Raw genomic sequence first — 23376 nt, forward strand, 5'->3', positions numbered from 1 at the left:
GGCGCCGGTCGCCGGTGGGGGTGAGGAACAGGGGTCAACCGCGGGAGTACGTCGCCGCCAAATGCCGCAGCACGTCTCCGTCGAGTCGCCGTACCTCGATCTCGTGCAGGCCCCGCGCGTGCAGTCGGTCGTAGAACCGCAGGGCCGGTTCGTTGTCGCGCAGCACCCACCATTCGAGCCGGGCGCAGCCGCGCCGTACGGCCAGGTCGGCGAGGTGCCCGAGCAGCGCCCGCCCGAGGCCACCGCCACGGTGTTCGGGGCAGATGTAGAGGTCCTCCAGGTGCAGGCCGGGCCGCCCCAGGATGGTGCTGTACGTGGGGTAGAACAGGGCGAACCCGGCCGGTTCCCCGTTGACCATCGCCACGACCGCCTCGGCGAGTGGTGGTTCCGTACCGAAGAGGCTCCTGGCCAGGTCCTCCGGCTCGGCGGTGACGGCTCCCGGGAACCGCTCCGCCTCGGCGAGTTCCACGATGAAGCGGTGCAGCAGGTCGACGTCGGCGGGGGTGGCCGGCCGGATGAGTGGGGCTGCGGGGGTCAGGGGCGTGGGGGCATGCACCCACGCATCGTGCCTAACCCGCGATCAGTACGAAGGATCGGACCCGGTCTCTGGGGGCGTAGACCATCGTCGCCAGCATCAACTCGTCCGCTCCGGGCCCGGTTGTCCGCCGCGTCGTCAGGCTGAGGCTGCCGGCGTACGGATCGAGGCGAAGGTGGTCGAGGTACGCACCTTGAAGCCCATCGACTCGTACAGTCGAATGGCGTTGATGTTGTGGCCGGCGACGTGCAGGAACGGCGTCTCGCCCCGGTGGCGGATGCCGGCCGCCACCGCTCTGACCAGTCGGTTTGCCAGTCCCTGACCTCGATGGGCCGGATCGGTGCAGACCGCGCTGATTTCGGTCAGGCCGGGCACCCGCATCCGCTCGCCGGCCATGGCCACCAGGGCGCCGTCGCGTCGGATCCCCAGGTAGGTCCCGAGTTCGACGGTGCGCGGGGCGAACGGTCCCGGGTCGGTGCGGGCGACCAGGTCCAGCATCTCCGGTACGTCGTCGGCGGTGAGCGTCACGGCCTCGGCGTCGTCGGCGGCGTCAACGGCGGCGTCGACGAGTTGCAACCCCTCGCCGTGCCACGACACCTCCCACCCGGTGGGGAGAACCAGGCCGACGCCCGCGACGACGACGCCCGTCTCCGGACCGGCCAGTTCGGCGAGGTCGGCCCAGGCCCGTTCGTCGGTCCAGTCCTCGACCGCCGAGAACGGTGACACCTCAGGCTGGAACCGGACGGCGCGACCGTGCGACTCGGCGAACCGGGCGTGCCGACCGGTCAGTGACTGCCATACCGGGTTGTCCGAGATCTCGTCTTCACCCGGCATCAGGGTCATCGTCGTCACTTCTCCCGATCGGGGCCGGTCCTCGCCGGGGCAAGGTTATCCGAGGCCCGTGACCTGGGCGTACGAGATTCCGGAGAGCTGGACCACAGCCGGGCACTCGTGACCGCCGGGACCGGGCCGCCCGCTCCGCCCGCTCCGCCCGCCTCCGCCCGCCTCCGGGCGCCGAGGCTGTCGACGGGCAGGCTCAAGTATTTATCAAGATCCGCGTCGAATGGTCGGCCGAGGCGGGTTTGGATCTAGGGTTTCCTAGGTTCGTACGGGAGCACCGCTCCACCGGCACAGGGAGGACAACGATGTCCACTAAGGATGGAGCGTCGACGGCGGGGTCGACGTCCGCGGAGCCGGACGCCGAGGTCGAGGTCGAGCAGGCGAGACCCGAGACCTCCCCGGCCTCCGGGCGCGCCCCGTCGATGCTCAGCGCCGGCAGGGGTGCGGGGCCGCACCAGAACTTCGCGATCGGGGTGTCCGGCCGGACCCGGCGCAGGCCGAGGGCCTGACCACCGCGTACCCGTTTCCGCCGTCAGCCCAGCCGTCTGACTCACTCCCGGATGGTCGATTTCAAAACCGACCACCGGCGGGCGTAACCGCTGCGCTCAGTGGGGGTTTCCACAGCAGAGTGTCACTAGACCCTCCGGCTTCCCCGCCCAGCATCGGGGTGGCCCCCGCCGACGACCAGAGGGAGAGCGCGATGGCCAACCGCGAACGCGAACCGGAGACGACGACGGATTCGGATACGCTGGCGACCGCACCTCGCGGGCTGACGCCTGACCTGCCCGTCGGGCCCGACGATCGCCATCGGGTCCGCAACCGTGGCCGGTTCGACACCCCGACGCCCCCCGAACCGCTTGAATTCTTCTCGATCGGGGTGTCCGGCCGGATCCGCCGCAACCCGACCGCCTGATGGACGAGCTGCCGATCGGGCGCCGGGTCGCCTACTGGCGCGGGCAGCGGAAGATGTCGCAGCAGGTCTTCGCCGACCGGATCGGCAGGTCGAAGAGCTGGGTCGACAAGATCGAGCGGGGCGACCGGCGGCTGGACAAGTTCTCGCTGCTCTACCAGATCGCCGTGGTGCTCCAGATCGACGTGGCGATGCTGCTCAACCATGACCCCGAGCGCCGGTCCAGCCCGACCGGCAGTTACGACCAGCGTGAGCTGGACGATCTCCGCGCGGCCCTGGACCGGTGCGCTCCCGCCGCCTACCTCGGCCGGGTCACCGGCCCTGCTCCGTCGCTGCCCGAGCTGGCCCGGTCGGTCAACCATGCCTGGCTGACCTACCAGTACGCGCGCTACGGCGTCCTCACCCGCGCGTTGCCGGGACTGCTGCGGGACACCCAGGCTGCGGACGCGTGCCACAGCGGGGACGCCGGTCGGCAGGCGGCGAGCCTGCTCGGGCAGGTGCTCCAGATCGCCTCGTCGGCGCTGCGCAAACTCGGCGACCACGAGTCGGCCCGGCTCGCCGCCGACCGGTCGATCGCGGTCGCACTGCGGGCCGAGGACGAACTCCTCGCCGGGGTGGCGACGAGCAGGATGGCGAACGCCCTGCTCGCCACCGGACGGGCGCGGGCGGCCTTCGAGGCGAACATGATCATGGCGCAGCGACTCGCCCCGCACGATCCGAGCGCCACCGACCCGGCCCGACTCTCCGTGTACGGGTCGACGCTGTTGCAGGCGGCGATGGCGGCGGCCCGGCTCGGGGACCACGACGGCGTACGTGAGCTGCTGCGCTCCGCCGAGGAGGCGGCGACCCACCTCGGCGCGGACCGCAACGAGTACTGGACCAGCTTCGGTCCGACCAACGTGGAGCTGCACCGGGCGGCGGCCGCGATCGAGTTGGGGGAGGGGCGGGAGGCGGTCGACATCCACGAGAACCGGCTCCACCACCGGCGCCTCGCCGGCCTGCTGCCGGAGCGCCGGGCACACCATCTGCTCGACATCGCCCGGGGATACCTCCTGGTCGGGGAGACCGGCTGTGCCGGTGACGCGCTGGTCGAGGCGGACCGGGTCGCACCCTGGGAGATCCGGGGCCGACCGGTGGCGCACGAGCTGATGGCGGACATCCTGCGGCGTACGAAGGGCACCGCCCCGGCGCTGGTCGCGGACCTCGCGACGCAGATGGGGGCCCGGGTGTGACCGGTACGGACGTGGGGGAGCGGAGAGCGGAACCTCCCGGGTAAGCCGCCGATTCCGCCTAATTGCCGCATACCATGACTCACAGATGTAGTCGGCTACCGGAGAACGATCACCCCAGGGCAGGCGGAACGGAGCGACGGAGGGGTGGACGATGCGTAGGCGCTCCCGGCTGATCCGCGACCTGCGGCGACCGAAGCAGATGACGTTCATCGAGCTCTTCTTCGACCTGGTCTACGTGTTCGTGCTGTTCCGGCTGAGCGAGTCGCTGGACGAACGGTTGACCTGGGTCGGCGCGTTCGAACAGTTGATCATGCTCATGGCGGCCTGGTGGCTCTGGGCGTACACCAATCTGTTGACCGACAGCCTGGACTCCCGGACGATCTGGCTCCAGTTGCTGGTCCTCGGATCCATGTACGGCGCCCTGCTGTTCTCGACCGCCATACCGGAGGCGTTCGAACAGCGCGGGCTGCTCTTCGCGCTCTCCTACATCTCGATCAACTTGGCTCGGAGCTGCTCGCTCGCGATCGCCCTACGGCACGACGAACTCGGCGTCAGGCCGTTGCGGGCCGCCTTCTGGTTCGCCGTCTCGGCGGGGCCCTGGTTGGCCGGCGCACTGTTCGAGGGAGACGCACGTCTGGTGCTCTGGGGGGTGGCCATCATGATCGACTATGTGTCCGCGCTCTCCGGCTGGCCCACTCCCGGACTCGGTCGGACCAAGCCACACGAGTTGAACCTCGCCAGCGGGCACTTCGCCGAACGCTACCGTCAATTCGTCATCATCGCGCTCGGTGCGACGGTGGCCCTCACCGGCAGCACCCTGCACGACAGCGACTTCAGTCCCCATCGGGGCGCCGCGTTCACGTTCTCGTTCCTGATCTCAGCAGGGCTCTTCTGGGTCTACTTCCATCGCGTTCGGGAGAAGCTGGGCCCGCTCTTCTCCGGTGCGCCAGATCCGCAGATTCGGACCCGGGAGGCGGGCCTGGCCCATCTGGTCATGGTGGCCGGCATCGTCGCCGCCAGCGCGTCCGTGCAGTTGGTGATCGCCGAGCCACGCGAACCGTGCCCAGCCCCCTGGGTCGCGCTATTTGTCGCCGGGCCGGCACTCTTCCTCACCGGACACGCGCTGCTCGCCCGTCAGCTCAGAGGGGTCGCCATCCCCCGGCTCATCGGCGCGGCGGTGCTCATCGCCGTCGCCCCGGCACTGGTCGGACAGTCCGCGTTGTTTGTCAACGGGATCACCCTCCTCGTGCTGGCCTGCGTCGTGGGCTGGGACCTCAGGTACGCGGGTATCAGGCCGGGAGAGCAGGCCCTGCCGCTCCGGTTCTGAACGCGGGCGCGGGCGTTCGACCGGACGTGGCCGGAAACCGGGGCGGCTCGTGTCGTGGAACCAGCCCCGGTCGGCCCGGGTCAGTGCTGCGCCGTGGAGTGGGTGAGCCACTCCTCGAAGTGGGTCGGGCCGAGGCGCGGGTGCTCGCCGGCCGGGGTGAGGGACCCGTCCTCGATCAGCGTGCCGAAGTAACGGGCATTGGGGTCGGTGGTGACCCGGCGGTTGTCGCCCTTGGCGGCCAGCACCTGGCGGGCGATGGCGTCGAGGTGCAGTGGTTCGGGCCCGGCGATCTCCACGGTCCCGTTCACCGGTGCGGCGACGGCGACGTCGGTGAGTGCGGCCGAAACGTCGGCGGCGGCGATCGGCTGCACCAGGGCGGAGGTGAGCCGGATCGTGTCGCCGTCGACGCTCGACTCGGCGATGGCACCGATGAATTCGAAGAACTGGGTCGCCCGCACGATCGTGTACGGGACCGTACCGGCCTTGATCAGTTCCTCCTGGGCGACCTTCGCCCGCAGGTAGCCGCTGTCGGGCAGGCCGTCGGCGCCGACGATCGAGAGCGCGACGTGGTGGCCCACCCCGGCGGCGGCTCCGGCGGCGAGCAGGTTGCGGGTCGAGGTCCGGAAGAACTCCAGCACCGCCGTGTCCTCGAACGAGGGGGAGTTCGCCACGTCGACCACCACCTCGGCGCCGTCGAAGGCTTCGGCGAGCCCTTCGCCGGTCAGGCTGTTGACGCCGGAGGAGGGGGACGCGGGTACCGCTTCGTGCCCCTGGGCCCGGAGGTTGCTCACGAGTCTGGTGCCGATGAGCCCGCTGCCGCCGATGACCACGATCTTCATGGTTGGCCTCTCTGGTTTGTCGTTTTCGTCGTCCGTCGTTCCTGGTGGGGTTCACCCGAGAAACTCGGACATCTCTTGTCCGAGATGTTACTCGGACAAAGCCTGTCCGAGTCAAGTAGGCTGGTGTGATGAAGATGTCCGGCGGTGTCGAGTGGGCGTTGCACTGCTGCGTGGTCCTGACCGCGGCCCGGCAACCCGTTCCGGCCGTACGCCTGGCCGAACTGCACGACGTCTCCGCCAGCTACCTGGCCAAGCAGCTACAGGGGCTTTCCCGCGCCGGACTGGTGCAATCCGTCCAGGGACAGTCCGGCGGATACCTGCTCACCCGCGCGCCCGAACTGATCACCGTGCTCGACGTGGTCGAAGCCGTTGACGGCCCCCGACCGGCGTTCGTCTGCACCGAGATCCGGCAACGCGGCCCGTTGGCGACCCCGGCCGAGTCCTGTCTCGTACCCTGTGCGATCTCCCGCGCGATGACCGCCGCCGACGCCGCCTGGCGGGCGGCGCTGCGGGCGGTCACCATCGCCGACCTCGCCCGCGACGTCACCTCGGACTACGGCCCCGACACCTTCGCCGGCATCCGTGGCTGGCTCGCGGCGGCGGACGGCCACGCCTGAGCGCGGACCCAGACCTGCGCCGGTTAGGAGGGGGCCCTTCCTATACCGAATGCGATAACAAGGGGCCCTTCCTTACTCGTGGGCGGAACGGGGGATGAGGAGGGCGGGCGAGGAGGTGAAGGTGGCGGGCTGGTCGCAGAGCCAGGCCAGTCGTTCGATCACCTTGGCCGGGTCGTCGAACGGGTCCAGTGCGCTGGCCTCGATCGGGTCCAACGGCGGCACGGTCACGTGCGAGATCAGCGGGTGCAGCGGGCGGAGATCCTCCTCGCCGGTGCCGATCAGGTCCTCGTGCAGCTTCTCGCCCGGTCGCAGTCCGGTGTAGACGATCTGGTGGGTTCCGGGGGCCTGCGCGGCGAGCTGCCGGGCGATGTCGTCGATGCGTACGGGGTTGCCCATGTCGAGCACCAACGCCTCCCCGTCCCGGCCGATCGCCGCCGCCTGGAGCACCAGATGCACCGCCTCCTGCACGGTCATCAGATAGCGGGTCACCTCCGGATGGGTGACGGTGATCGGCAGGCCGGCGTCGATCTGGGCCTGGAACGCGGTCACCACCGATCCCCGGCTGCTCAGTACGTTGCCGAAGCGCACGCTGAGGAAGGTGCCGTCGGTGGCGGCGGCGGTGTGCGCGGTCAGCCTTTCGGTGATCCGCTTCGAGTAACCGAGCACGCTGACCGGGTTCGCCGCCTTGTCGGTGGAGATGTTCACGAACTGGGCCACGTCCCGGCACGCGCTGAGGACCGCGAGGGTGCCCCAGACGTTGGTCTTGATCGCCTCGCCGGGGTGCCGTTGCAGCAGGGTGAGGTGCTTGAGCGCGGCGGCGTGGAAGACGATGTCCGGCTTCCGCTCGGCGACCACCCGGGCGATGCCCTCGGCGTCGCGCACGTCGGCGAGGATGAGTTCCGGCCCGTCGAGCAGGGCACGGCCGGTCAGTGACAGCTGGAGCGCGTGCAGGGCCGACTCGTCCCGGTCGAGCATCATCAGCTCGCCGGGGTTGGCCCGCATGATCTGCCGGCAGAGTTCGGAGCCGATCGAGCCGCCGGCCCCGGTGACCAGGACCCGCCGACCGGTCACCTCGGCGCCCCGGGTGCCGAGGTTCGCTACCGCGTGTGGGCGTCCCAACAGGTCGGTGATCTTCAGGTCGCGTACGTCGGCGACGCTGATCCGGTGGTCGACCAGCTCCCGTACCGGGGGGAGCACCTTGAACCCGGCACCTGCCTCCAGGGTGGCGGTGCGGACCTGCCGGATCAGCTCGGGTTCGGCGCTGGCGATGGCGAGGATCAGGGTGCTCGCCCCGGTCTGGTTGATCGCCGTCGCGATCTGCGGGCGTCCACCGAGCACCGGTACGCCGTCCAGGCGCAGGTGCCGCTTCTCCGGATCGTCGTCGAGGAGTCCGACCGGCAGGTATTTGCCGCGTGGGTCGCTGACCATGGCCTTGAGCAGGGACTGGCCGGCAGAGCCGAGCCCGAACAGCAGCACCGGCAGGGCGGAGCCGGTGCTCGGTCGCAGCGAGCGGCTGCGCCGGTGCCGGTGCACCGAACGGACGGCGAGCATCAGCAGCAGTGCGATCGCCCCGCCGACCGGCGGCGTACTGGCCGGGATGGGGTGGGTGGCCAGTGGCAGCACCCCGATCACGAGCAGCAGGGCGGTCCCCGCCATCGCGGCGGTCAGCGCCCGTGCCTCATGCAGGCTGCCCAGCGGATGCCGTCCCTGGTAGCGGCGGTGCACGATGGTCAACGCGGTGAAGACGGCGCTGGCGATCAGGCCGGCGACCAGCACCCGGGTCACCATCTGGGCGCTCATGGCGAACTCGAACCGGGTCCATGCGGCGGTGAGGAAGCCTCCGATCCAGGCGGCGGTGTCGACGGCGAGCAGGGCTGCCGTACGGCGGCGGGCGCCCGGTAGTCGGTGCACGGGTTGGGCGTGCGGCGTCGCGGGGAGTGCGGCGTTTGGCATGGGATGGCTCCCTGATCGGGTTTCTCGTCGGCGTGCCCCGGGGCTCCGGGCGGGCGTGGCTGCTGTCAGGTAAACAACACTTAGTCGCTCTTATCGCCTCAGGAGGGCTGTTTCACTTAATTTGCCCGCCCAGCCTTTTTGCGTGACCCCCCGCTGGCGCCGTCGTTGACGACAGAGGACCTGTTCCGGGATGGTGGCGAAGGGACGGCACGGACACGATGCACGTGGTGATCATGGCCGGTGGTAAAGGGGTCCGCCTGCGTCCGTTCACCACCTCGCTGCCGAAACCACTGGTGCCGATCGGGGACAGCCACGCGATTCTGGAGATCGTCCTGCACCAGTTGGCGAGCTGCGGCTTCCGTCACGTCACGCTCGCGATCAATCACCTGGGCGCGTTGATCCGGGCCTTCGTCGGTGACGGTTCCCGCTACGGCCTCGAGGTGGACTACGTGGAGGAACGGGTGCCACTCTCCACGGTCGGTCCCCTCTTCGGCCTTCGTGACCGGTTGCCCGAGCACTTCCTGGTGATGAACGGCGACATCCTCACCGACCTGAACTACGCCGACCTGCTGCTGGCGCACTGCGAGTCGGGTGCGCCGCTCACCGTGGCGACCTTCCGCCGGAACGTCAAAATCGACTTCGGGGTGCTGGTCACCCGAGGTGAACGGGTGGTCGCGTTCACCGAGAAACCCACCCTCGACTACGAGGTCAGCATGGGCGTCTACGGGCTCTCCAGGGACACCATCGCGCCGTACCCGGCCGGGCTCCCGTTCGGCTTCGACCAGCTCATGATCGATCTGCTCCGCCAGGGACGGCAGCCGGCCAACTACCCGTTCGACGGCTACTGGCTCGACATCGGCCGGCCCGAGGACTACGACGAGGCGAACCGGACCTTCGACCAACTCCGGCGGACCCTGCTCCCCACCGGGGTACGGGAGGCCGTGTGAGCCGGGTGCTGCTCTTCGGCGCGACCGGCTTCGTCGGCTCGCGGGTACGTGCCGTACTCGAACCGGACACCGAACTGGTCTGCCCACGGCGGGCCGCGTGCGACCTGCTCGACATCGGAGTGGCCGAACTGACCGAGCTGGTCCACGCGGCCCGGCCGGACGCGGTGGTCAACTGCACCGGTCAGCTCACCGGTGGCGGGTACGCGTTGGTCCGCGCGCACACCCTCGTCACCGCCAAACTGATCGAGGCGGTAACGGTCGGCGCGCCCGGGGCCCGGCTGGTCCGGCTCGGTTCGGCCGGCGAGTACGGTCCGGTCCCGTTCGGCACGCGGGTCGCCGAGGACGCACCCGCCGCCCCGGTCAGCGAGTACGGTCTCAGCCACCTCGCCGCCACCCGACTGGTGGAGCTGGCCCACTCGGCCGGGCGGCTCGACGCGGTGGTGCTGCGGGTGTTCAACCCGATCGGTCCCGGCCTCTCCGCGGAGAACGTCCTCGGCCGGACGGCGGCGCTGCTGCTCGCGGCGCGCGGCGGCGTACCCGAGATCGGGCTGGGGCCGCTGGGCGCGTACCGGGATTTCGTCGACGTCCGGGACGTGGCGCTCGCGGTCCGGGCCGTTCTGCGTGCGCCCGCCTCGCCGCACCTGGTCTTCAACATCTCCAGCGGCCACGCGGTCGCCACCCGGCACGCGGTACGGATGCTCGCCCGTACCGCCGGATTCACCGGCACCATCCGTGAGCAGGACCCCGACCCGGCGGCCGCCCGGACCGCCTCCGTGCCGTGGATGTGCGGGGACAACAGCCTGGCGCTGCGGGTCCTCGGCTGGAAGCCCGTGCACGACCTGCCCGACTCGATCCGGGGACTGTGGGAGGCGGCGGTCGAAGCCGGCCACGACCGGGCGGCGCTGCCGGTCGGGGCGACCGCCTGACCGGATCAGCAGCCGGGCCCACCTCGTTCCCGCCCTGTCCCCACGTCCTATCAAGGAGACCGGAGTTGTACCGGAAGATCGGAATCATCGGACTCGGCTACGTGGGCCTGACCCTGGCCGCCGCGCTCGCGCGCAAGGGGTACGAGGTGCACGGCGTGGACAGCTCCCCGGCCGTCCGGGACGCGTTGAACCAGGGGCGGGTACACCTCTTCGAACCCGGCATCGCGGAGGTCTTCGCCGAGAGCGTGGGCAGGTCGGTCTTTGTCGGCACCGAACTCCCGGCCGATGTGGAGGTGGCGGTCATCGCGGTCTCCACCCCGGTGGACGGCCGGACCCGGCAGCCGGACCTGACCAGTGTCGCCGCCGCAGCCGACCAGGTCGCGCAGTGGTGCGGCCCGGAGACGCTGGTGGTGGTCCGCAGTACGGTGCCGGTCGGCACCAGTCGTCGGGTGGTGTTGCCGTCGTTGGTCGCCGCGTGGGGTCGGGCCCGGCTGGTGATGGCACCGGAGCGGACCATCCAGGGGCAGGCGCTGCGCGAGCTGGTCGAGCTGCCGCAGGTGGTCGGCGGGCTGGACGCGGACAGCCGGCGGGCCGGGATCGAGTTCTTCGGCGGACTCGCCACCCAGGTCGTGCCGGTCTCCAGTTTGGAGGCGGCCGAGCTGGTGAAGCTCTCCAACAACTGCCACACCGACCTGATCTACTCGTTCGGCAACGAGGTGGCACTGATCGCCGAGCGGCACGGGCTGGACCCGTTGGAGGTGATCGGGGCGGCCAACCTCGACTACCCCCGGCCCGACCTGAGCCGCCCCGGCTACGTCGGCGGCGGGTGTCTCTCCAAGGACCCGTACCTCATGATCAACAGTGCCGGTGGCGAACCCGGACCGTTCCTGGTCGGCGCCGCCCGGCGGCTCAACGAGTACCTGCCCGTACACGTCGCCAACCGGGTGGTCGAGCTGCTCCGCCAGATCCGTGGCGGGACCGTCGGCCGCCGGCTCGCGGTGCTCGGCTGGGCGTACAAGGGCTGGCCGCCCACCGACGACATGCGTGGCACGCCGATCGCCACCATGATGCCGACCTTCCGGGCGGCCGGGCTGACCGTGGCCGGGCACGACCCGATGGTCTCCGACGAGGTGATCCACCGCTACGGCGGCGAACCGACCAGCGTCGACAAGGCGTTCGGTGATGCCGACGCGGTCCTGGTGATCAACGACCACCCGGACTACCGGTCCATCCAGCTCGACACCCTGCTCGCTGGCGGCGGCCCGAAACCGGCCCTGGTCTACGACTCGTGGCGGATTCTCGACGAGGCGACGATCACCGCCGCCGGCATCCGCTACGCCGGCCTCGGCTACCTGCCGATGCCCCGCGTCGACCAGGCCGCACCAGCGCAGCGCCGCGCGGCGGACGTGAACGGCTGATGCACGCACTGATCCTCGGCGGCGCCGGCTTCGTCGGTCTGCACCTGGCCGACCGGCTGGTCGCCGACGGGCATGCGGTGACCATCGTGGACGACTTCTCCCGGGGCCGCGACGACGAGCGGATCGCCGCACTGCGCGCCCACCCCGCCGTCGAGGTCCGTTCCGCCGACCTCACCAGCGCCGCGGCGTGGGCCGGGATACCCCGGGGGTACGACCAGATCTACCTGCTCGCCGCCGTCGTCGGCGTACGTAACGTCGAAGCCGACCCGACCCGGGTGCTCCGGGTCAACACGCTCACCGCCCTGCACCTGCTGGACTGGCTCATCCCCGGTGAGCGGATCTTCTTCAGTTCCACCAGCGAGGTGTACGCGGGCGGCGTCGACGCCGGCATCGTGTCCGTACCCACCGTCGAGGACGTGCCGGTGATGGTGGCCGACGTGACCGCACCCCGGTTCGCGTACGCGATCAGCAAACTGCTCGGTGAGGCGGCCCTTGTCCATGGCGCCCGGGCAAAGGAGTGCGGCGCCGTCGTCGGCCGCCTCCACAACGTCTACGGCGCCCGGATGGGCATCGACCACGTCATCCCGGAGATGATCCTGCGGGCGCTGCGCGGCGAGGACCCGTTCCGGGTCTGGGGCGCCGACCAGTACCGCGCCTTCTGCCACGTCGATGACGCGGTGGAGGCGATGCTGCGGCTGATGGCCTGCCCCGAGGCGGAAGGGGAGATCGTGCACATCGGCAACGACAGCGTCGAGACCAACATCGGTGACCTGGCCGGGCTCGTCCTCGGCCTGGCCGGGACGAAGCCGACCATCGAACGGCTCCCCGCTCCGCCCGGCTCGGTCACCCGACGCTGCCCCGACCTGGGCAAACTGCGTCGGCTGACCGGATTCGAGCCGACCGTCGCGCTTGCTGACGGCGTCCGCCGCACCTTCGACTGGTACCGAGGGTGGTGGGAGCGCGCCGGCAGCGGTGCCCAGAGCGTGCCCCGACAGCCGGCGCCCCAGGGCAGCCCGACCCACGCAACGAGAGATCGGACCAGACCACGATGGCGACCAGCCTGAAGAAGCGCCTCCTCGACACCCTGGACGAGCGGGTCGACCGGCGGGTCGTCGCCGGACTCGGTTCGCTCTTCCTCTCCGCCCGCTCCCAGTCACGCTGCCGGGTCCGTTACGCGCAGGGCCAGTGGGTGCACCGGTATCCGACCGGGATCGTGGTCAACACCACCCTCGGCGGGCTCTCCGCCCGTGCCCAGGACCAGGCGGCCCAGGATGTCTTCCTCTTCGGCTACCAGCCCCAACCCGGCGACACCATTTTCGACGTAGGAGCCGGCGTCGGCAGCGAGGTGCGGCTCTTCTCCCGCCTGGTCGGCGCCGCCGGGCGGGTGGTGAGCATCGAGGCGCACCCGCGTACGTTCGCCTGCCTGCGGCGTACGGTCGAACTGAACCGGCTGCCGAACGTGACCACTCTCGAGTGCGCGGTGGTCGGCGACCCCGGGCCGGTCTACCTCTCCGACGATCAGGTCGAGCACATCCGCAACGGTCTGACCACGGACGGGACCGAGGGTGTCGAGGTGCCCGGGCGCACCCTCGGCGAGATCATCTGGTCGCTCGGGGTGGACCGGATCGACCTGCTCAAGATGAACATCGAGGGCGCCGAGCTGCCGGTGCTGGAGAAGTCCTTCGACCAGCTCGCCATGGTGGAGAACCTTGTCGTCTCCTGCCACGACTTCCGCTCCGAGGGTCCGTACGCCGACGGCACTGACCGCCGGTGGCAACGGACCTTCGCCCCGGTCGCCGGCCTGCTCCGGGCCGCCGGTTACACCATCCGCACCCGCCCGGACGATCCGCGCCCCTGGGTCCGCTACCACCTCTACGCCTCCCGGCCGTAGCCCCGCCCCCACGGCTGGTCGGATCGCGGCTCTCAACGCACGGATCTGCCGATGAGAATGCGCCAGGGGATCGGCATTCCTGTCTACGAGTGTCCATTCCCGGGGCAGTCGGGTGGGGACGTTGTGTAGAGGCGCTTGATACTGGCAGGCGTGTGTATTCCTCTAGAAGTTGAGTGCATCGGCGATGACTGTGGCGGGTGCTCGTAAGAGAGTTGGCGCGACGCAGAGATGGGAGCACTGATGGGCAAGACGCCCGGTCGGTCAGTCCGAAGAACGACCATGTCTGCCGTACGATTCGTAGCCGTGTGCCTGCTGGAACGAGGATGAGTGATGCAGCGTGTGTTGTTGGTGCTGACCTCGCACGGTCAGCTCGGATCGACCGGTATCGCGACGGGGGTGGGTCTGCAAACGTTCGCCTCGCCGTACTACCTTCTGACTGAGGCTGGGATCGAAGTCCAGGTCGCGTCGCCGATGGGCGGGCAACCACCGGTCGATCCGTTGAGCTTCGGAGATGGTGTCGAGACCGCTGCGTTGCGCCGCCTGTCTGCTGACAGAGAGGCTCAGGGCCTTTTGGAACACACGATGGCGCTCGCCGCCGTCGATGGCGAGCGCTACGATGGCCTGTTCTTCGCGGGAGGCCATGGCGGGATGTGGGATCTTCCGGAGGACGAGAGTGCGGGACGCCTTATCGGCATCGCGCTAAGCGCCAATAAGCCCGTCGTCGCTGTATGCCATGGCGTCGCGGCTCTGTGTTCACCTGATCCAGTCACCGGACACACTTCATTGAAAGGCCGTCGAGTGACAGGACTGTCGAACCGCGAAGAAGTCTTGCTCGGCAGACATCAATCGGTCCCGTTCCTCTTGCAGGACCGATTGACATCTCTCGGAGCGGCTTTCGAGGAGGCTGCGGAATTTTCCTCTCATGTGGTCGTCGATAACCAATTGATCACTGGACAGAACATGAGATCGGCCGACCAGGCTTCACGCACGTTAATCGCGGCGCTGAGCCGTTCCTGATGATGTAGCGCGTAGCACCCGATTCGCGCGGGACTCGCAAGCAAGGGCCTGTCGGGTGCACGCTAATGCCGCCGACCGGGCGCCAACGCGACTCGGCGAGGCGCGGTGTGTTGAACGCTCGGTCGCGTAGACAAGCGTGCGCGATGACGGGTCGGCACCGTTCCTAGGTGGCCAGCCATTGAGCAGCGAGTTCGGTGATGATTGCGCCGCCTCGGTCGTTGAGGTGGATGTGGTCGACGAGCAGTTCGCGTCCGCCGTTGCGGGCGACCTCGTCCCAGCTTTGACCGAACAGGTAGTGCTGGGTCGCCGCGCCGAAGGCCAGCAGGAAGCTGAAGTCGTATGGTGCGGGGTCGCCGCCGCGTTGCCGGAGGAGGTCGGTTAGCTGCTCGTGTACGGGCAGGTAATCGACCTGGGCGCGGGTCGCGGTCTCTTTGATCACGGTGTTGTATGCGGTGGTTTTCTGATTGAGCTCGGCGTCCAGGTCCTCGCCTAGCGGCGGCAGGGACAGCAGCGCGATCCGGGCGGTGGTGCGGGACTTGACACGGTCGACGATCGCGCCGAGGTTGTCCCGGTACTGATCCAGCGGTACACCATCGCGCACGTCGTTGCCGCCGATCAGGATCGTGACCGCGGTGGGGCGGCACGCGACGATGTCGGTGTCGACCCGCTGGCGCAGGTCAGCACTGGTGTTGCCGTTTATGCCGGCGTTGACGAACTCGTACTCGCGGTATTCGGGCCGTTCGTGAAGTGCGCCCACCCAGTCGGCGCCGAGCGTGCCCTGGGTCGAGCTGGAGCCGGCCGCGACGACGGTGGGACGAGCGTCTGGCTTGCGGCCGTCGGCGCACGCTTCGGCTGGTGGATTGGCAGGCGGCCGGCCGAAGGTGAGGTATCCGACGGTGCCTGCGGCGCCGAGTACGCCGACGAGCAGCAGGCACGCGGCGATGATGATTCGTTTCTTCATGGTCAGTACCCCAGCGAGATGGTGTGGCCGGCGGTGGTCGGGTTGTCCAGTGCGGCGAGGACGGCGTGGGCGAGATCGACGCGGGCGATGGTGATGCCGCCGCGGACGTTGCGGTCGATGGCGGTGCGATAGGGGCGGTGCATGCCGTCGGTGAGGCGCGGCGGTCGCATGATCGTCCAGTCCAGGTCGCTGTCGCGGACGGCCTGCTCGGTGCGGGCGAAGTCGGCGAATCCCTCCCGGAGGTAGCGCCGCAGCATTGGCTTGACCACGGTGCGGGTGAACGGGCCGTCGCCGGCGTCGACGATGTGTCCGCTCGCGGTGACGACGATCAGGCGCCGGGTGCCCTCGGCGCGCATCGCGGTGATGATCGCGGAGGCGCCGTCGGTGCACACCGAGGCGTCCGTTCTGGTGCGCGGGCCCAGTGCTGACACCACCGCGTCCTGGCCGGTCACGACTGGCCGGATCGCGTCGGGGTTCATGGCGTCGGCGATCACCGGTTCGAGTTGTGGGTGGTCGATCTGCGGCAGGCGGGCCGGGTCGCGCACGACAGCGGTGACGTGATGGCCGGCGGCGAGCGCCTGGAGTACGACGTGTTGTCCGGTGCCGCCGGTGGCGCCAAAGACGGTGAGGCGCATGCATGCCCTCCAGGAGGTTAGTGATTACTAACCCCCATACTGGGCTAGTAATCACTAACCTGTCAACCGGTGAGACGAGGGGCGACATGAGCACCCGGGAACGGATCCTCGACGCGGCCGAGCAGATTCTGCGGACACGCGGAGTTGCGCTGGCCACGACAAAGGAGATCGCGCAGGCGTCGAAGGTCTCGGAGCCGACGCTCTACAAGTACTTCGACGACAAGGAGCGACTGCTGCTCGCCGTCCTCCGGGAGAGACTGCCCGGCCTGTCCCGGATCTCGGTCCGGCCAGGCGAGGGCGACGTCGAGGACAATCTCGCCGAACTCGCGCACGCAGTCTTGGACTTCTACCAGCAATCGATTCCCATGCTGGGCGCGCTCCTCGCCGACCAGCAGCGCATGGCAGCACACCGGGTGGCGATGAACCGGCACGGCGGTGGCCCAGACAAGGCCGTCGCCATCTTCGCCAACTACCTCCGGGCCGAGCAGGCCATCGAACGCATCAACCCCGACGCAGACCCCGACGCAACCGCGTCCTTACTGATCGGCGCATGCTTCCACGAGGCATTCCTGCGCTACTACTCCCACGGACCGGCCGCAGCCGCCGCCCCGCGCGCAGCCGCCGAGGCGTTGGCCCGGGCCGCTGTCCGCCCACTGCTGTAACCCCGCAAGCTCGGCTGCCGAGACGGGCGGGGCAGCGGCAGCAGTGCCACCAGCATCATCGGCCCAGCGAGCGGCATCAGATTTGGGCACACGGTACGGGGCGGGCCCGGCCGGGACGGCACGCGGCGGTGCCGGCCACGACCGGGACACGAGCGAGAAGACCCGTCGTGAGCCCTAGTAATAGCTGTCGATCGGCTGGCGCGCCTCGTCGAACAGCGCCGGCCCCTCGTACCGTACCGGGGGAAGCGGCGGGGTGGCCGGCTTGACCTCCTCGAACTGTTCGGCTGACAGGGCGTACACCACCCGGCCGAGGCCGGACCGGGCGATCGCGGTCGCACACATCAGGCAGGGCTGGCAACTGGTGAACATGGTGGTGGTGGCTGCCACGTCAGGGGCGAGTTCCCGAGCGGCCCATCGGGCTAGCTTCAGCTCCGGGTGGGCGGAGATGTCCGAGTCGGAGACCACCGTGTTGTGGTCCTCGATCAGGACGGCACCGTCCGCGTCGACCAGCAACGAGGCGAACGGCCGTTCGCCGGACGCCCCGGCCCGGTTCGCGAGTTCCACGGCACGGCGGAGGAACTTCTCGTCGTCGGGAGTCATCGGTCCTCCTGAGATTTGTGGTGTTCGGCGAGGGCCGCAAGAGTCTGCCAGGTGCGTTCGGGCTGGCGGATCTCGGTCGGGTCGCCGTTGAACGGGTCGAGCACCACCGTTTCGGCACCGAGCAGCCGGATCCGCTCGATGTCGGCGATGATCTGGTTGATGGTGCCGACACCGGCGAGCCGCTCTGGGTCGGTGACCGCCTCTAGGGTCTCCCGGAGCGCGATGCGCGGCATCAACGCGGGCACCGGACGGCCCAGTTCGTCGGCGGTGGCCTTCAGCCGCCCGACCGCCTTGGTCAGCCATCCGGGCGTGAACCGTAGCGGGTGCCAGGCGTCACCGTGCAGCACGGCGCGACGGATGCCGGCGTCGCTGTTGCCGCCGACCCAGATCGGGATCGCCGCCGTGTCGTAGTCGTCGGTGTTCCGCCAGGCGTCGCGTATCGCGTGGAGGTACTCATCGGTCAGCGCGCCGCGCCGCCGGAACGGCACGCCGAGCGCCTCGAACTCCTGCCGGGCCCAGCCGACACCGACGCCGAGGACGAGCCGGCCGCCGCTGAGCCGGTTGAGGTTCGCCGCCATCCGGGCGGTGAGCAGCGGGTGCCGGTACGGGACGATGAGCACTGTGGTGCCCAGCCGGACCCGGCGGGTCACCCCGGCCAGCCAGGACAGCGTGGTGAACGGCTCGTAGAACGGCGCCGGATACTGCTCGGCCACGTCCGGGGTCACCGCGATGTGGTCGGAGACCATCAGCAGGTCGAAGCCGAGACCCTCGATTGTCTGCGCCCACCGTCGCAGCATCTCCGGGTCGGTGCCCGGAGCGAAGTTCGGTACGTTCACGCCAAGCTGCACGGGTCCCAGGCTAGCCAGCGTGGGTCCGGCTTGTGAATGCCTCGTCGCATAGGACCCCACCGCCGCAATGCCAAGTGGGTCCAGCGCACCTAGCCGTTGTGGCGCAGCACGGCGAGGTACTCGTGGTGTTCGTGCAGCAGTTCGGCCAGCCCCGGCTGCGGCGTCGGTGTGAACGTACGGTCGCCGACCGTGATCGCGGTGAGCTGGAGTCCGGTGCCGGCGAGCAGCAGCATCAGGTCCGCCGGGGTGTAACAGCGCAGGAACTGGCTGATCGACTGGTGTGGGCTCGACGCCTCCCACCAGGTGTCGACCGCCACGCAGCTCACCGGGTCGAAGGTGGTCCGTTCGTGCAGCTCGTGGTCGTAGCCCCGCTCCGGGGCCGGCATCAGGTGCTCCTCGCCACCGTTCCAGCGGGCCCAGACGAAGGGGTTGCTGACGTCGATCAGGGCGGCGCCGCCCGGTCGCAGCCACTCGGTGGCGATCCGTTCCAGCAGGCGCCGCTGGTCGGCGTCCGAACCCACCCCGAACCCGTTCCAGTAGCAGACCACGTCGAACGGCCGGTCCAGTCGTACCGTGTAGAAGTCGTCCTTGATCACGCCCAACGCCCCCGGCGAGACGTCCCGGGCCAGCCCGTCGACAAAGTCGATCCGGTCACTGATCTCGATCGCGGTGACCATGTGTCCGGCCTGTGCCGTCGCGACCGCCGTCGCGCCGTAACCCGCGCCCAGCTCCAGCACCCGTTTCGGTGCCCCGCCGCAGTGGTCGTGCAGCAGCGACACCCGGTGGTGGTCGCGGTCGGTGAGCCGGGCCTCGGCCCGGCCCCACCACTGACCGGTACGGGAGTAGAAGTCCTCGACCCAGTACATCTCAGGCTCCCGTTCGGGTGGGGCGGCGCACCGCGCCGAGGGTGTCCAGATCGAGGAGGGCGTTCGAGGTGCGTTCGAGCATGCCGAAGTTGGTCGAGTCCGACTGGAATCTGGGCTGGATCGCGCTCCGCCCGGTCGAGAGCAACCAGCCGAAGTACGGCCAGAGCATCTGCTGCCGGTACGCCAACCAGGCGTCGTCGAAGTCCGGTGCGCTGCCGCCGGCCTCGGCCAACCGGCCCAGGTAGAAGCCGAGCAGGTCCCGTTCCCAGTCGCGCCGGTCGTCGACGGTCAGCCCGGTCGCGATCGTGTACGCGACGTCGTACGCCCAGTTGCCGCGCATGACGACCTGCCAGTCACCGAACCCCATCCGCCCCGCACCGGTCCGGTACGCGTTGCTGATGTGCGAGTCGCCGTGCAGCAACGTCAGCGGGCCCTCGGCGGCCAGCTCCAGGGATCGCCACAGCGCTTGGTACAGGTCGTCGTACAGCGGCACGACCCGATCGGGGATGACCGTCCTGGCCCTGAGCACGCCCACCCGGCCGCGCTTGCGGAGCTGGGCGAACCGGGCCAGGTTGCCGACGAACGTCTGCGGTGTCTTGTGCAGGAACGCGTGCCGGTCCAGCTCGGGGTCGGCCCAGTACCGTCCGTGCCAGGTCGCCATGCTGGCGAGCAGGTCCTCCATGTCGGCGCGGGAGATCGGTGTCTGCGGCGTACAGAAGGTCACCTGTCGGGTGGCGACGATGTCCTCCATCAGCGCGATCGAGCGGCCCGATCCGGCGTCGGCCGCGCCGTGGTAACCCTGCGGGGCCTCGATTTCCAGGTGTGGCCGCAGGTGCCGGTAGAAGCCCGGCTCGCCGGTGAGGACGTCGGCCATGCCGAGCAGCAGCCGCTGGGTCCAGCCGAGTGTGGTCTTGGCGAAGAGCGCCGTCGGCAGCCCCGCCTCCTGCCCGGCCCGGTTGTACGTCACCGTGGCCCGCCACCGGGTCGACGTGCCGCTGCTGACGTCGTGCAGCTCGTACGACTCGACCGCCGCGTCCGGGTGGGCGGTGCAGAGTACGGAGGTCAGCCACTCCCCGGTGACCTCGCTCGGCCGTACCGGTATGTCTGCCGGGGTGGTCGCCGGTCGGGGGGTGAGCCGTTCCCGGAGGACGTGTCCGCCGTACCGCGCCATCGTGCCCGCCACCGTCAGTCCCGGATTACCGGTACGCGTGCCACTGTCCAAATGACCGGTCTCCTCGATCGTGACCCCGTTCGGTAATCGATTATGTTCTATGCGCAGTATGCCCGATCGGACGGCCGTCGGAAATCAGGTTGTTCCGTCACCCTCGGGTTCGGCGGAACTGGGTCGTAGCCGGGCCTCGTCCGCGGCCTCTTCGAGACGTGCGGTGGCGTCGCTGTCGAGACCTCGCTCCGCCGCGGTCCAGGCGATCCAGGCGTCGGCCACCTCCGGGAGGATCTTCCCGACGTCCGGGTCGTCGATCTGGTCGGGGGAGAGGGTCGGCAGGCCGAGAACGGCTTCGATCCGGCGTGGGCCGAGGTGGAGGGGGTGGCAGGCCGCGTCTTCGATGAAGTGTGTGACGAGCAGGTCGACGGCCCGGCTCGTGGCGGGGTTCGCGGGGAGCCCGGACGCGGCCCCGGAGGCGAGGAAGTTCTGTTTCAGAAGCTCGATTTCCACAGTGGTGGGGAAAGGCTCCGGTGGCGCGGCGACATCGCTCAACGCGCGCGCCCGGGCCAGGGTCAGTGCGCGCATCTTCCGGTACGCCGCCGGCATTCCCCTGAGCCTGAACTGCCGGTCTTCGAGCAACTCGTCCGAGGTGGCGATGGCGTCCTCGATCAGCCGTCGGGCGTACGCCGGGTCGAGCGGTTCGTTGACGAAGTCCTCCCCGTCCTCGTGGGCGTCGCGCAGGAAGTCCAGCAGCATGTCCACGTCCATGTTGAGGGTGATCTCCCGGACCAGCCCGCCGCCGAGGGTGCGGTCGATCAGGGCCAGGATGGCGTGTGCGTCGTCTCCGTCGTAGGAGAAGGCGCAGAGCACGAGCGCGGTCTCGTTGAACTGGTCGTGCGCCCACCAGCAACCGTCGACCCGCACCCGGCCGATCGTGGACGCCCAGGGCGGGTCGGGTTGTCCTTCCTGCACGAGCAGGTCGGCGTTCGCCTGCGCGAGTTCGCGTTGGGTGTCGATCGTGCTCATCGCCTGGAAGCCCCGTAACGCCGCGAGGGCCGTGGGTGTCCGCCGTTTGCCCAGTTCGTGAATGACCTGGGCGTCGGCCTGCACCGCCTGGGCCAGGGGCCGCGCGAACCCCTCCGCGCTCTCGTGGGCGAGCAGTTGCGTCATTCCCTCCTCCACCGACCACGGCGAACTGTTCGCCTTGATGGAGAAGTTCCATTCGAAGAAGTTCGCGTCCGAGAAGACGCGATCGGCGCCTTGATCGCTGTCAGCCATTCGCTGATTGTCGCAGTCGGTCCGCCACGGTCAACATCTGTTTCCGTTCAGATTGATCGGCGGCGGTGTGTGCGTGTCGGCACCCAGCCGAGGAAGCGGGTGTGCAGGGCCTGGGGCTCGGGTGGGGGGTCCATGGCGTAGAGGTCGTCCAGGGCCTGGACGAACTGGGCGCCGAGATAGAGGTAGAGCGCGACCCGGCGGTGGCGGAATCCGTTCAGCATGTCGATCCGCGCCTGCCCGCAGGGCCACGGGTGCGCGTCGACCCGGCAGATCCAGAGGGGCCGCAGGGGCACGTGCGGGGGCATCTCGGGATGGGCGGCGGCGTCCTCCATCACTGGGCCCCGTCCCATTCGACCAGGCCGGGCACCTCCGGCAACTGGCGGGGCTGGTAGCCGGGCAGGGCGCGACGGTGTACGACGAACGGCATCTCGTCACCCTCGCGCTCGCCCGGCCGTAACTCGACGCCGCGCAGGGCGATCCAGTCACCGGCCCGGGTGTCGGCGTCGTCCGGCAGGTGTGTCACGCGCAGGTGAAGGTCACCCCGGCCGCCGGTGAGTTCGCCGCTGACGACACGGTGGTAGTCGAAGAATTCGGCGTTGACGATGTCGCCGACCTGGACCAGCGGCCTGGCGGGCATCACACCTCCTCAGTAGACGGACAGCGGGACAACTCCGAGCGGTTCCACTAATGACAGCTTGCAAGCACCCCACTAATCTGCGTAAGGCATCGATGTCGACCTGGGTAAAGACCGATCAAGTGGATCATTGCAGTGTCCATTCCCTGGAATTGCCGGGGAATTTGTGGCGAACCTCGGGAAGCTGTGGAGGAACTGTGGAAAACGAATCGACCGCCGATCTGATCCGGGCTCAGCTACGCCGGTTCCGGACCGCCGCCGGCCTGAGCCAGGAGGAGTTCGGCCGGCTGGTCCACTACTCGGGGTCGCAGGTTTCGGCCGTCGAGTTGGGGCAGCGCCCGCTCGACCGGCTCTTCCTCAGTCGGGCCGACGAGGTGCTGGGCACGGGTGGCCTGCTGATTGCCCTGCTCAAGCTGGCCGAGCGGGACGGGCTCCCGTCCTGGTTCCTGCCCTGGCTGGACGCCGAACGCAACGCGCGGCAGCTCCGGTGCTACCAGCCGAGTCTCGTGCCGGGCCTGCTCCAGACCGAGAACTACGCCCGTGTGGTGATCCGCTGCGACGACACGCTCAGCGACGAGCAGGTGGAGAAGCGCCTGGCCAATCGGATGGATCGACAGGCGATCTTCACCAAGCCCGACCCGCCGCACTTCCTGGCGGTCATCGACGAGATCGTCCTCCGCCGCGCCGACGAGGGTTTCCGGGGCATCATGACCGAGCAGATCGCCCGCCTGATCGAGTGCGCCGAGCGGCCGAACGTGAGCATCCACATCGTCCCGACCGAGGTCAGCATGCACGTCGGACTGACGGGTGCGTTCGTCCTCGCCCGTTCGGCGGACGGCGGCTGGGTCGGAAACCTGGAGAACCAGCTCGGCGGCACGGTGATCGAGAAGGATGACGACGTTGCTACGCTCCTGTCGAGGTGGGAGACCGTCCGGAACGAGGCGTTGTCCCGCCGGCAGTCAACCGATCTGATGAAGGAAGTTGTGACCTCATGGACCTGATCGGCGCCAAGTGGCGTAAGTCCACCCGCAGCGGTTCCGGCGGGGGCGACTGCGTGGAGGTGGCCGACAACCTCCCCGGCCGCGTCCTCGTTCGGGACACCAAGGACCGCGACGGCGGCACCCTGACCTTCGAGCCGGCCGCCTGGTCGGCGTTTGTCGGCTACGCGAAAAGCGTCGGCTGACCCCTCACCCCGATCGAGCACGTTCCTGGTCGACCGTCCGCCTGCGCGACGGTCCGCACCCCGCGTGACGCGCGGCGTGGTGTGAGCCCCAC

27 protein-coding genes are annotated in these 23376 nt (G+C 69.4%); 14 read left to right on the top strand and 13 right to left on the bottom strand.

What is annotated here, in order from left to right; translation table 11 throughout:
- Positions 1-34 precede the first annotated feature (34 nt).
- Complete coding sequence (locus BDK92_RS28185; RefSeq protein ID WP_211349392.1) at positions 35-556, bottom strand: GNAT family N-acetyltransferase; 522 nt, start codon at positions 554-556, stop codon at positions 35-37.
- Between the two features lie 117 nt (positions 557-673).
- A complete protein-coding gene (locus BDK92_RS28190; RefSeq protein WP_342775856.1) occupies positions 674-1369 on the bottom strand; it encodes a GNAT family N-acetyltransferase in 696 nt (231 codons plus the stop codon).
- A gap of 311 nt (positions 1370-1680) precedes the next feature.
- Between BDK92_RS28190 and BDK92_RS28195 the strand changes: the two genes are divergently transcribed.
- The 4 genes from BDK92_RS28195 (at position 1681) to BDK92_RS28210 (ending at position 4844) form a co-directional block, all read left to right on the top strand.
- On the top strand, positions 1681-1884 hold the full coding sequence (locus BDK92_RS28195) for a hypothetical protein (protein WP_121159414.1): 204 nt from the start codon (positions 1681-1683) through the stop codon (positions 1882-1884).
- Positions 1885-2075: 191 nt separating this feature from the next.
- A complete protein-coding gene (locus BDK92_RS28200; protein ID WP_147457138.1) occupies positions 2076-2288 on the top strand; it encodes a hypothetical protein in 213 nt (70 codons plus the stop codon).
- Positions 2288-3517 (top strand): helix-turn-helix domain-containing protein, encoded by a 1230-nt coding sequence (locus tag BDK92_RS28205; protein ID WP_121159416.1) that lies wholly within the window; start codon positions 2288-2290, stop codon positions 3515-3517. Before BDK92_RS28200 ends, BDK92_RS28205 begins: the two co-directional genes overlap by 1 nt.
- 151 nt (positions 3518-3668) lie before the next feature.
- The gene (locus BDK92_RS28210) at positions 3669-4844 is read left to right on the top strand and encodes a low temperature requirement protein A (protein ID WP_121159417.1); all 1176 of its coding nucleotides are present in this window, start codon (positions 3669-3671) and stop codon (positions 4842-4844) included.
- An 80-nt stretch (positions 4845-4924) separates the two neighbouring features.
- Here the strand turns inward: BDK92_RS28210 and BDK92_RS28215 are convergent, their stop codons facing one another.
- Positions 4925-5683, bottom strand: coding sequence for an SDR family oxidoreductase (locus BDK92_RS28215; RefSeq protein WP_121159418.1), 759 nt, complete (start codon positions 5681-5683; stop codon positions 4925-4927).
- A gap of 128 nt (positions 5684-5811) precedes the next feature.
- Here BDK92_RS28215 and BDK92_RS28220 point away from each other — a divergent pair, with 128 nt between their 5' ends.
- Positions 5812-6300: an RrF2 family transcriptional regulator gene (locus BDK92_RS28220; RefSeq protein WP_211349393.1), complete on the top strand. Its 489-nt coding sequence runs from the start codon at positions 5812-5814 to the stop codon at positions 6298-6300.
- Between the two features lie 72 nt (positions 6301-6372).
- On the opposite strand, the gene BDK92_RS28225 is transcribed toward BDK92_RS28220, so the two are convergent.
- Entirely contained in the window at positions 6373-8253 is a 1881-nt protein-coding gene (locus BDK92_RS28225) for a polysaccharide biosynthesis protein (protein ID WP_121159419.1), read from the bottom strand.
- A 233-nt stretch (positions 8254-8486) separates the two neighbouring features.
- On the opposite strand from BDK92_RS28225, the gene BDK92_RS28230 reads away from it, so the two are divergent.
- The 6 genes from BDK92_RS28230 (at position 8487) to BDK92_RS28255 (ending at position 14452) form a co-directional block, all read left to right on the top strand.
- On the top strand, positions 8487-9200 hold the full coding sequence (locus BDK92_RS28230; RefSeq protein ID WP_246017287.1) for a sugar phosphate nucleotidyltransferase: 714 nt from the start codon (positions 8487-8489) through the stop codon (positions 9198-9200).
- Complete coding sequence (locus BDK92_RS28235; RefSeq protein ID WP_246017288.1) at positions 9197-10126, top strand: NAD-dependent epimerase/dehydratase family protein; 930 nt, start codon at positions 9197-9199, stop codon at positions 10124-10126. The genes BDK92_RS28230 and BDK92_RS28235 overlap by 4 nt, the downstream gene beginning before the upstream one ends.
- A 65-nt stretch (positions 10127-10191) precedes the next feature.
- Positions 10192-11544 (top strand): nucleotide sugar dehydrogenase, encoded by a 1353-nt coding sequence (locus tag BDK92_RS28240; protein WP_246017289.1) that lies wholly within the window; start codon positions 10192-10194, stop codon positions 11542-11544.
- The gene (locus tag BDK92_RS28245) at positions 11544-12608 is read left to right on the top strand and encodes an NAD-dependent epimerase/dehydratase family protein (RefSeq protein ID WP_121159422.1); all 1065 of its coding nucleotides are present in this window, start codon (positions 11544-11546) and stop codon (positions 12606-12608) included. Before BDK92_RS28240 ends, BDK92_RS28245 begins: the two co-directional genes overlap by 1 nt.
- Positions 12593-13435 (top strand): FkbM family methyltransferase, encoded by an 843-nt coding sequence (locus BDK92_RS28250; protein WP_121159423.1) that lies wholly within the window; start codon positions 12593-12595, stop codon positions 13433-13435. The genes BDK92_RS28245 and BDK92_RS28250 overlap by 16 nt, the downstream gene beginning before the upstream one ends.
- Before the next feature lie 330 nt (positions 13436-13765).
- Positions 13766-14452: a type 1 glutamine amidotransferase domain-containing protein gene (locus BDK92_RS28255; RefSeq protein ID WP_147457139.1), complete on the top strand. Its 687-nt coding sequence runs from the start codon at positions 13766-13768 to the stop codon at positions 14450-14452.
- Between the two features lie 163 nt (positions 14453-14615).
- Here the strand turns inward: BDK92_RS28255 and BDK92_RS28260 are convergent, their stop codons facing one another.
- Together BDK92_RS28260 and BDK92_RS28265 are read right to left on the bottom strand one after the other, a co-directional pair.
- The gene (locus BDK92_RS28260) at positions 14616-15413 is read right to left on the bottom strand and encodes an SGNH/GDSL hydrolase family protein (protein WP_121159425.1); all 798 of its coding nucleotides are present in this window, start codon (positions 15411-15413) and stop codon (positions 14616-14618) included.
- Positions 15414-15415: 2 nt separating this feature from the next.
- Positions 15416-16048, bottom strand: coding sequence for an NAD(P)-dependent oxidoreductase (locus tag BDK92_RS28265; protein WP_121159426.1), 633 nt, complete (start codon positions 16046-16048; stop codon positions 15416-15418).
- An 86-nt stretch (positions 16049-16134) separates the two neighbouring features.
- Here BDK92_RS28265 and BDK92_RS28270 point away from each other — a divergent pair, with 86 nt between their 5' ends.
- Complete coding sequence (locus tag BDK92_RS28270) at positions 16135-16710, top strand: TetR/AcrR family transcriptional regulator (protein WP_121159427.1); 576 nt, start codon at positions 16135-16137, stop codon at positions 16708-16710.
- 174 nt (positions 16711-16884) lie between these two features.
- On the opposite strand, the gene BDK92_RS28275 is transcribed toward BDK92_RS28270, so the two are convergent.
- The 7 genes from BDK92_RS28275 to BDK92_RS28305 form a co-directional block, all read right to left on the bottom strand.
- Positions 16885-17310, bottom strand: coding sequence for a nucleoside deaminase (locus tag BDK92_RS28275; protein ID WP_121159428.1), 426 nt, complete (start codon positions 17308-17310; stop codon positions 16885-16887).
- Positions 17307-18158, bottom strand: coding sequence for an LLM class flavin-dependent oxidoreductase (locus BDK92_RS28280; RefSeq protein ID WP_121159429.1), 852 nt, complete (start codon positions 18156-18158; stop codon positions 17307-17309). Before BDK92_RS28280 ends, BDK92_RS28275 begins: the two co-directional genes overlap by 4 nt.
- Positions 18159-18247: 89 nt before the next feature.
- Positions 18248-19024 carry a class I SAM-dependent methyltransferase gene (locus tag BDK92_RS28285; protein ID WP_121159430.1) on the bottom strand — a complete coding sequence of 259 codons (777 nt, stop codon included), beginning with the start codon at positions 19022-19024 and terminating at the stop codon, positions 18248-18250.
- Between the two features lies 1 nt (position 19025).
- Positions 19026-20246 carry an aminoglycoside phosphotransferase family protein gene (locus BDK92_RS28290; RefSeq protein ID WP_211349394.1) on the bottom strand — a complete coding sequence of 407 codons (1221 nt, stop codon included), beginning with the start codon at positions 20244-20246 and terminating at the stop codon, positions 19026-19028.
- Positions 20247-20330: 84 nt separating this feature from the next.
- Complete coding sequence (locus BDK92_RS28295; RefSeq protein ID WP_121159432.1) at positions 20331-21467, bottom strand: hypothetical protein; 1137 nt, start codon at positions 21465-21467, stop codon at positions 20331-20333.
- Between the two features lie 47 nt (positions 21468-21514).
- The gene (locus tag BDK92_RS28300) at positions 21515-21799 is read right to left on the bottom strand and encodes a hypothetical protein (protein WP_246017290.1); all 285 of its coding nucleotides are present in this window, start codon (positions 21797-21799) and stop codon (positions 21515-21517) included.
- The gene (locus BDK92_RS28305) at positions 21799-22104 is read right to left on the bottom strand and encodes a hypothetical protein (protein ID WP_121159433.1); all 306 of its coding nucleotides are present in this window, start codon (positions 22102-22104) and stop codon (positions 21799-21801) included. Before BDK92_RS28305 ends, BDK92_RS28300 begins: the two co-directional genes overlap by 1 nt.
- A gap of 194 nt (positions 22105-22298) precedes the next feature.
- Between BDK92_RS28305 and BDK92_RS28310 the strand changes: the two genes are divergently transcribed.
- Positions 22299-23102 carry a helix-turn-helix domain-containing protein gene (locus BDK92_RS28310; protein WP_121159434.1) on the top strand — a complete coding sequence of 268 codons (804 nt, stop codon included), beginning with the start codon at positions 22299-22301 and terminating at the stop codon, positions 23100-23102.
- A complete protein-coding gene (locus BDK92_RS28315; protein ID WP_121159435.1) occupies positions 23093-23284 on the top strand; it encodes a DUF397 domain-containing protein in 192 nt (63 codons plus the stop codon). Before BDK92_RS28310 ends, BDK92_RS28315 begins: the two co-directional genes overlap by 10 nt.
- Positions 23285-23376 lie beyond the last annotated feature (92 nt).

Origin of the sequence: Micromonospora pisi, from assembly GCF_003633685.1 — a bacterium.
GTDB classification, from domain to species: Bacteria; Actinomycetota; Actinomycetes; order Mycobacteriales; family Micromonosporaceae; genus Micromonospora_G; species Micromonospora_G pisi.